This is a genomic window from Leptolyngbya sp. FACHB-711, assembly GCF_014695615.1.
GTDB lineage: Bacteria > Cyanobacteriota > Cyanobacteriia > Elainellales > Elainellaceae > Leptolyngbya_A.
Genome location: NZ_JACJOR010000557.1, coordinates 1 through 9,023 on the forward strand (window position 1 = coordinate 1; position 9,023 = coordinate 9,023).

Below are 9,023 nucleotides of genomic sequence, written 5' to 3' on the forward strand. Positions count from 1 at the left end.
GTTCCTGAGTTTTCATACTGACTCTATATCTCTTTAAATAGCGGCATCTTCTATTAGAAATCATCTTGCTGAATATGCAGTGGTATTATCGTTACTGCCTAGGTTCTGGAACTTATAGAAAATGATGCAAGAGCGAGGAGTGGAAGTCGATCACTCAACGATTAACGAGTGGTGTTGAGGTACACACCCTGCTTGACTGACAGAACTAAGAAGCTGGAAAACGGCTGAGAACGATAAATTCACGCTCGAAAGCATCATTCTGTTGTCGCTTGGAAGCAATGGCAGGTTGAGGGTCAGGCAGACTGGAGAGGAATGGATAAACCTGTATCTTCCATTGCTGGGTGATGGCAAGGCGAATCCAATTCCAACCGAGCTTGAGATAACTCATGCCCCGATTCCAGTGAGCATCTACTCGGCGATGCTTGCCTGACAGTAACACATTCATCCCTTGCAGTACCAGAAACAGCATTGTCAAAGCGATCACCCCGCACAACTGGGACAGGGCAAATTTGTCCCGCAGCCTGGAGGCTTCGAGATTGAATCCGTTCGACTTTAGATCCAAAAATGATTCCTTCACCTGAAACCTGAGGCGGTATTGAGCAAACGTTTGCAAGTTCATCGGCTCATCGCTCACAATCGTCCAATCCTCACCGCCTTGCTTATCATGGGCAAACGCCAGGTAAACGTTGGGGTAGGGCTTGGTCTTGCCTACTGATATCGCACTCGTGAAGTAAGCCTGTCCAGGCTACAAGTGCACCGATGATACTTTGCACCATTGCCCCTGGTGCTGAAACTGAAACGAACGTTTAATCCGAATCCGAAAATGCCAACCCAGATTTTCCTGGAGGTACTTCATCAGTTTGCCATCCGCAAAGCCCCGGTCTGCCAACAAAACAATTGCCACACCCTCGGGCAAGATTCTTTGGGCTTGCCGCAATACCCTTTGAATCGTCCACAACCGGACGGTTCTGCTGGAGTGCGCTACCACTCGTCAAGCCACTGGGACGGTTCTGCCCCGATACACGACACCCACCTAGATAATACAGAAACAATTCCACACCACGGTTGTATCCAGACTCAGATAGAGGCGTTCGCGCTCCCATCCCAACAGGGCTTGCCTGACCAAGGCATGATGGGCTGAAGCGACATCAATGCGGCGATTGGACAACCAACGTCGAAACCGTCGTTGATAGGATTGAGCAATTTGGGCACGGCTTGTCACGTACACCCCAAACCCATTGAGATGCACGTTCTGGCTTTGAATTATGCCGATGATCATCCAACACAACGTTTGTCGGTGATGGGCATCTTGCCATTGAATGTCACATTGGCTCAAATATCGAGACAGCGCATCATAAAGACGGGAAGTAGGAGACATTGATTTGCTGATTGGTGTGGTTACTTCTCAGCCTAAATCATGCTCTGCTTCCCTTCTAGCTTTCCTTTCAGCTTCCTCCCGTTTTGTCAGTCAAGCAGGGTACACACCAGAACTAAACAAACAGATTCATCTTCATTTGAAACAAACAATTCATGGTGCGTTGATGAACGAAAAACGGAGTTTATCTATCATTCAAGAAGTTTTTGCAACACAACTAATAAAGGTGCTTGATATTTAATAAATAGGGATTAGATTAGAACTAGTCCTATTAACCATGTATTAGCAATCCCAAATGTCCCGAAGCCAGTTCCCGAGCTCCATGTTCAAGATCGTTTCAAGCATGCTTGAGACAAGGCTGAGTTCAGGCTTTCTTAGAATTAAGGGATTAAAAGTAGTAACGAGCTTCCTAGCACTTTTACTTTTAACTTGGCTACTTCTGACTCTTTTCTATCCACCAAAAAGTAAGCCTGGAAGCCCTCTCAGTCCTGAGCTAAAAGAACTAGACGAAAGCCTAAAAATAGCGAGAGAGACGACAGACCCATTCATTCGTGAGGACTTTATTCAACGAGAAGCAAAAAGATTTGGGAAAACGACAGACGATTACAAAAAGCTGATGAGCATCCGTAAGCGAGACGGAGACATTCTGCCTAATGCACCTTATGGCGATTCTCTGGGGGATTGGGTTCGCTGGTATTTCGATGAGCTGATCCCGGAACAACGGCTCAGTGTGGCTTGGGGTACGGGTCTTTGGGGAATTGGCAAGGTAGCAACTTTCGCGATCGTCTTTGCTGTTTTGCTTTTCTTGCTTGAATCACCGAAACGTTCACGGCAAGCAAAATATCAGGCATGGCAGGTTGTTTATGCAGCCTATGGGCAAAAGGTGAGTGGTGCCAGGATTGCAGCTCTAGAAGATTTGCGAGCACGGGGGGAATCTTTATCGAGTCTGACTTTAGAAAAAGAGGCTGTTTTAAGCGAAATCAATTTAACAGATGCTGACCTTACCGATGCTAACCTTAGTCATACCGATCTCAGCGATGCTATCCTTTGCGGTGCTAGATTGATTGGTGCTAACCTCAGTGGTGCCATTCTGATCGATGCTGACCTCAGCCGTACCAACCTTAGCGATGCCATCCTCTGTAATGCTAGGCTCAGCAGCGCTATCCTCTGTGATGCCATCCTCTGTGGTGCTACGCTCAGCCATGCCATCCTCAGTCGTGCCGATCTGTGTTGTGCTGACCTCTGTTATACCGACCTCAGTGGTACCGATCTCAATGGTGCTATCTTCTGCGATGCCATCCTCAGCCATGCCATTCTCAATGATGCTGACCTGAGCAGTGCCGACCTGAGTGGTGTTGACTTGAGTGGTACTGATCTAAGTGGTGCTAACCTGAGTGGTGTTAATTTTCAGGAGGCTATTCTGCTCGCTTTAAATTTGAGCAAGAGCAAAGAACTAAGCCGAGATCAACTAACAGGATTAAATCCACCTCTTCTCTGCGCTGCGAATCTACCTGATGGAATGAAAGATTTATCCAATCGAGATTGCGATCGACTTCCTCAAGTTTTGATGGATAGGTATCCAGATAATTTCAAGACATTAGATGAGGCAAGGGAGTATATGAAAAATGTCCAGAATCTGAAATAGTGCGTTAATACCTGCCTTACTTATCTCAGTTAGGGTTATATAGATTTGAGAGGCATATTTTTAATTTCCCCAGCAATAAACTGTTTGAGTGCGTCCCCTTGCAATCCTTGTTGAGTACCCCTTGCAGCGGCATCGTTAGCACGCTGATAAACAGCATTAAAAAAGGCAATATAACGATCCTGTATCTCTGATCCTTCAAGCCCAGGGGTAAGGCGGATTTTCTCACCTCTAATCTGATTCAAGTTAGACGTGGCAAAACCAAAGCTAGCCCGCCCGGTGAGGGGTAACTTCTCCTGAGTGGCAAATTCTTTGAGCTTATCGACAAAAGCATCCTCGGCATCAGTATTACCTGGAAACTTAATGTCAAGAAACACCGCATTGGGATCATCTGTCTTGGCTACCTGCATCACAGACGTTGTTCCTGGACTCCAGACCATACCGGGAGTCAGGGCATTATAGAAGCGTTTTGTATTGTCCATAATGGCTTTGCGATACTCATCCGTATCCTGAGAAGCATGGACACCGATGTGAGAAAGCCCTTGGAGACTCGTACCTTTGAGTTGGTCTTCTGGGGTTTCCATCCGCTGATTGAAATCGGCAAAGGCTTTGTGACTATTAATGTTGACAGTGAAGCCGCCGTAATAATTATCCATCCCCAACATATCGAACTTTTGGGCACTGCGGAACAGAACAACATTGAGCTTGCCAGACGCAATGCGATCCTTATTGTGTTCGAGGAAAGCCTGTACGTCTTTGGAGTTTACAAAGTCGATAGTGCAGTCGATCGCCACGGTGAATTTATCTGCTACCAAGTTGTTGCGGTAGAGTTCGTCTACATGGTGCTGAAGGTTTTCAATCTGATAATGATTCCGACCCAGCGAAATATTGTGATGGAAGTCGCAGACATAAAGGTCTAGTGGTTTCTTGCCTTGAATAGTAGACGGATCAAGGGGCACTGTGCTGATGCCATCAGAACCCCGCACGGTATCCCCATCAAACTTTGACACACTATACGTGCCGGAGGCGGTTACGGCACCAGCAGATTCATAGTAATGGTCTTTAACCACACAAACATTGAGTTCGTTGCTCTTTTTCAGGGCTTCAACGCTGGAAAGAATACTTGCCAAACAATGCATGGCTGAGGGTTTGAGCTGCACACCGGGCTTGTCTAAGTTGGTCGGAATGATAGGGTCAGACGGATTCGTCAGCCTAGCCCGGATACTATCACCAAAGGCATCGGTGCTATAAGGTTCCACTAGGGAGAGAAGGGTCGCAATCTGTTGCTGAATCACCTCCACCTGGTTCAGAAAATTGATATAGGCTTCACTGATTTGAGTGGAAGTGGGGCGATTTGCTGAGGTTTTCAAAAATGCTTGACTATCCACAGCACTAGCCATTGCATTTAGCATACGATAGTAGGACGTTTGCAGAACTTCGTCGAGTTCCTGATCCTGCATGGCTTTGTCAATCCCCCCCTTGTCAAGGTTGTACGCTGCTAGTCCTCGCAACAAATTCACAGTAGCTGTGGGTAGAGTTTTGAGATACGGTGGGGCATTAACAGTGTTAGCCAGTGTCTCAAACTGCTGGAAGGTTTTATGCTTTGTGAAGTCTTTGAAGCTGGAAAAGACTTTCGGGGTGGGTTTGTCAGAAGTTGCCAGTTCCGTTAACTGAAGGCCCCGCTTTTTCAGAACTGTGGAGGGATCTTCTACTTCCAACCACGCCTTCCTGGCCTGAATTGGATCAAGCAGGTATCCTGAGTGGCTCATGCTGTGCTGGATAGAGTCGAAAAACTCTCCTGACAAAGAGCGCAGTCCAACATTATCTCTAACCGCTTGTAAAAGCTCTTTTTGAAGTGGAGTATCGCTGTCTCTAGGAGTTCGGATTAAGAAATATGGGGTAAGAAGTACATCTACCCCTTTGTAACGGGTCATTGCCCCAATCTGGAGGCGCTCCATGATGCTGGCGAACACCTTCTTGTCCATGTCAGGATGGGTAGCCAGAAACTTTGCTACTTCAGCAAAAAAGGCTTTTTCCAGATCATCATTCATCTTATTAATTTCTTTGGGTTGTGTCGCTTCTTGGTGAAACAAATCAGTAATGTCGAGAACAACATTGTTTGTTAGAAGCCCGCCCCTTTGTGCGTTACTAAAGAGATCTTGAAGCGCCTTGCTAAAGTCTGCCTGACTGGTAATTTTGGTGTTGACTCCCTCCATTCCATACTCACGAGCCAGCACCTCACGAAACGTGCTGTTGTCGATCAGATGTGCAGCATTTTCATCCAAGCCCATAGCACTGCAATAGGCTTGCTGCACAGTGTTGAGCAGAGGATTGAATATAAGTTTTCCGCTGCGGTAATAGAGAGCTTGCTCGTTCAGTACAGGGGAAACTTGAGCACCCAGTTCTTCAGCTTTTTGGGGGCCCAGTGGTGCCACCTTGCCAAAGCCTTGCAGCATTGTGAGCGCCAATTTTTTCTGTACAGCGGCGTCTTTACCGTTCAGGTCACGGTATGCCTTCATTAGGCTGGCTTGCTCAAGATACCATTCGCGCGTGATTTCTTTAATTTGCCTGGCAGTTGTGCTATCAGCAGTGCGGAGCAATCGGCTAACGTCAACGTACTGGGTATGGTCAAGAAACTGAGCATTTTCAGATCCTTGCAGTAAATTAGTATCTCGCGCCATTTGACGTAGATCACTCGCGTCAGTCTTAAGTCGTCCAATATTGGTGCGCACGGTGTTGTAGCTGCCATCCCCTGCTACAGCCTTGAAGAGCTGCAACATTCTAACTAAGGAGCGACCACTCTCAGTAGTGGGTTCAAAGGGGGAGAGTTTGCCTTTAAACGAGGTGGCATCTGAGAAATCCTTGAGCATTTGAACATCGCCATTGGCGTCGGCTAAGTCAATGATTTTTTGCAGTTCGGCTTCCAGGTTTACACGGGCTAAGGCTCTGTCCCCGCCGAGGGCAACCAGTTGTAGAATGCCACCCCGAAACTTATCGACGCGACCAGCAAGTTTCTCAGCTTCTCTACGAACGTTAGGATTTTTGAGCTTGGTTGTATTAATGCTGGGTTTGGCTGGCTCGCGCTTGATCAGGGCTAAATTTCTGTTCTGAATGTCACGTAGTACAGCAGATGATCGCCGCTTGGTTTTGCCGATCGCCTGCTCTATTTCCGCACCATCGATCGCAACTTGATCATCCTGGATCGATCGGAGGCGGCTGGCGCGAAGAGATTGGCTATCTGACGATGACTGTTCTGCTGATGAAGGGGTAGCTGTGCGATCGGTGTCATTATCGCGATCGGTGTCTCTGCGCTTGAGGGCAAAGTTCAAGTCAAGCGTAGTGGAAGTCAAGTCGTCTGTGGTTTTTGGACGGCGTAGATTGCTAGACTGAGGGCGATGGTTAGTATCTGCTGCTACACTATCCAAATCTCCTGTACTGGCAGCGCGACGCTTTTTCACTTTGCCTGAGAACATGATCGATGGCTCCAAATGTTGAGGGGGTTAGGAGGGTTTTGGCGGAATAGTTCAGATCAGTCTGGTTAGGCGGCGGGCGATCGAGAGACAGATGAGGTAGCGATTAGCCCGGTAACCATATTATGCAACTATGTAGTCTGACTAGTTGAACTGTCCCCTCTCTACAGCTAGACTCGGTCACTTCGACTGACGAGACACAATGAGACATTATCTGCTCTCGACCCACGACTGGAACGCCTTGCGCTCTTCGTATGCGTCCACGTACTTTCCGTTGGCATGATGGGTGGTGCGGTTCTCCATCAATCGTCCCAAGTCCTGGTCTTGAAACCAAGCATACACATCAACCTCATCCCACGACATGCCGAATCGATCCTCTGCATCAAGTTGCGATTCCACGGCTCCGTCCTTCACCGCTAGCCCTGTTCTAGGGCTGAGAAATAGCCCTGTTAAATGCTGGTAAGCATGCACAAACTCTTCTAGGGCTGTAAGCAGGGCTACGACATTCTCCGGATCCCAATTTACACCTCCCCCCTTGTCCATCTCAATTAGGTTCCCTAAATTCTCTACCCTGGCCTCTGCTGACTTGCCGTCCTCGCTTACCGCTAACATATTTGGTTCCAAAAAGGGGTGACGTTTTGGCTTTGTATTGACCCTGACATTAAGATTCTGCTGAAGTGCTTTCCAGAAGCCGCTGTCTCCAAGCTTTTTTAACGCATCGTCGTACTGCCCCTTACGGATATATTGTGCAACGTTGTCCAAATAAGTATGTAAACCCGGAATATCCCCACGTGCGGCTTGTCTCTGGGACTCACTCGTACCTTCTCTCGCCTTGCGTAGTACGATCATACGTTCAGATGCAAGAAGTTGGTCAGTGATATTCTGCAGTTCTGAGGCGAGTTGTGGTGGGACTGCATCCGCACTCATCCGTTGCATCAACATCGCTGCCCTGTCTCTGTCACGCCATATCTCGGCAATTGCGCCGTCATCCATGGTTGAGAGATTATCTGGTACCTTCGACCCTAATAGATTTACGGATTCTTTAATGAGCGCCGCTTTGAGTTCGTCGGATTCTTCGATGAGCGCCGCTTTAAGTTCGTTGATCGACCTCTTGTATTTCTCGTATTTCTCTGGGTTCTTGGTCGATAGACGGTTGAGCATCTCGAACACAGTGGACACTCGATCGAGTGTGCCATCTTTAACTATCTGATCGAGCTCTTTCACTACGTCTGCTAGTGATGACTTTGTCTGATAAAAACTCTTAGCTTCGAGTCTTATATCTCCCTGTTTGAATGGATTTTGCCTTGCACGGTTTACCGCGCTCGCATCATTAAAAAACCGATCGCGAAGCGTCTTTATCCTCTCGGTTTGTGATTGTTCCTCGGACTCTAGCTCTTTGTCTTGTGCAAACTTGCTGCGAATTTCTAGTGTATCTTCCCTAGGGTGTGACCGATCTAGAGTACGTCGAATTGATGTTTCATCGGCACTAGAGAATTCAGGTAAGGGTGTACGTTGCTTCGAAGCCTCGCTAGATCTTTTGCTTTCGTCACTCTCTGCTAGCGATGTGCGCACCCTCGGTGTTTCATCTCTGCTTTTAATACTGTCGGGACGATATTTCTCTTTACTGGACTTGCGGCGGGGTGCTGAGTGCATAATTGATGTCTTCAAAGGTTGTTGAGTGCACTAGGTCGTTTTGAGTTACTTGGTAGTAAGTTCGCTATTTTTGTTGCTGACTACTTCTGTGCCAGTGAACCGCTGCTGCAATTCATGCGTTTGCCGGGCACTATCACTTACTAACTGTGCTGATCGCAATACCAAAGTCGGTGCTTGTTCAAATACATTATTGATATCCTCCTGAGAATAAGCTCGAACATCACCCTGTTTCGTTAAAAAACTCTGACGCGTAATCTCACCTTGAGCCTCTGCATTCGTTAAAAAATTCTCCAACGGTTCCGGTGGCACGAAGGCTGCATGTCGCTTCAGAAACTTCTCCTCGCTGCTAGCATCCCGATGTAGCGGCAAATACTCGACCTTACCTTGAGCCGTTTCTGTCGGGTAAAGCATCCGCTCCTTGCCAATATCGTATTTAGGCTTCAAGGTTTTCAGCGTTTCGTGCTGTTTTTCTTCACTTACTTCTGGCGGCGTGAACCCATCCCAAAGTGGTGTCCCATCCTCCGCTTGCCGTACTGGAATTGGAGGCTCACGATCATTCCGACGATTGACCCCAGCCGGTAATTTGGCGGCTCGTTGTGCCCGCCGCTGTAACCCATCCGCTGCATCATCCCGCAGTGCCGTCCGGCGACGTTGGCTTTCATGGTTCGCCACCACATCATCTGGAATAAACAACCCTTTCGCCAGCTCCAACCCATCCGCTTCCCCTTTCCGTGGCAGGTAAATAGTCTTACCCTCCGGGGTGTTGACTGGATAAACCTTGCGCCCCTTGCCCAGGTCGTATTTGGGAGGGCGATCGCTCATGGCATTTTCTGCACCCAAAGGAGCCTTCGCAGTAACGTCCTCATCATTGAGATAGCGTCCC

8 protein-coding genes are annotated in these 9,023 nt (G+C 47.9%); 2 read left to right on the forward strand and 6 right to left on the reverse strand.

All coding sequences use genetic code 11. The annotated features are described in order from the left end of the window. Positions 1 to 205: 205 nt before the first annotated feature. The 3 genes from H6F80_RS27665 to H6F80_RS27670 all read right to left on the reverse strand — a co-directional run bounded on the left by H6F80_RS27665 (position 206) and on the right by H6F80_RS27670 (position 1,378). Positions 206 to 619, reverse strand: coding sequence for a hypothetical protein (locus H6F80_RS27665; protein ID WP_242067607.1), 414 nt, complete (start codon positions 617 to 619; stop codon positions 206 to 208). A 126-nt stretch (positions 620 to 745) separates the two neighbouring features. Beyond that, on the reverse strand, positions 746 to 988 hold the full coding sequence (locus H6F80_RS29510; RefSeq protein ID WP_206755123.1) for a transposase: 243 nt from the start codon (positions 986 to 988) through the stop codon (positions 746 to 748). Between the two features lie 45 nt (positions 989 to 1,033). After that, on the reverse strand, positions 1,034 to 1,378 hold the full coding sequence (locus H6F80_RS27670) for a hypothetical protein (protein ID WP_190794737.1): 345 nt from the start codon (positions 1,376 to 1,378) through the stop codon (positions 1,034 to 1,036). 4 nt (positions 1,379 to 1,382) lie between these two features. Here H6F80_RS27670 and H6F80_RS27675 point away from each other — a divergent pair, with 4 nt between their 5' ends. Continuing rightward, positions 1,383 to 1,616, forward strand: coding sequence for a hypothetical protein (locus H6F80_RS27675; protein ID WP_190794738.1), 234 nt, complete (start codon positions 1,383 to 1,385; stop codon positions 1,614 to 1,616). Between the two features lie 81 nt (positions 1,617 to 1,697). After that, positions 1,698 to 3,020, forward strand: coding sequence for a pentapeptide repeat-containing protein (locus H6F80_RS27680; RefSeq protein WP_199296872.1), 1,323 nt, complete (start codon positions 1,698 to 1,700; stop codon positions 3,018 to 3,020). A gap of 35 nt (positions 3,021 to 3,055) precedes the next feature. Here H6F80_RS27680 and H6F80_RS27685 read toward each other — a convergent pair whose 3' ends face one another. The 3 genes from H6F80_RS27685 to H6F80_RS27695 all read right to left on the reverse strand — a co-directional run. Next, entirely contained in the window at positions 3,056 to 6,490 is a 3,435-nt protein-coding gene (locus H6F80_RS27685; RefSeq protein ID WP_190794740.1) for a hypothetical protein, read from the reverse strand. 207 nt (positions 6,491 to 6,697) lie between these two features. Further along, a complete protein-coding gene (locus H6F80_RS27690; protein ID WP_206755124.1) occupies positions 6,698 to 8,140 on the reverse strand; it encodes a coiled-coil domain-containing protein in 1,443 nt (480 codons plus the stop codon). A 45-nt stretch (positions 8,141 to 8,185) separates the two neighbouring features. Next, a partial coding sequence (locus H6F80_RS27695) for a hypothetical protein (RefSeq protein ID WP_190794742.1) occupies positions 8,186 to 9,023 on the reverse strand: 838 nt, incomplete at its 5' end.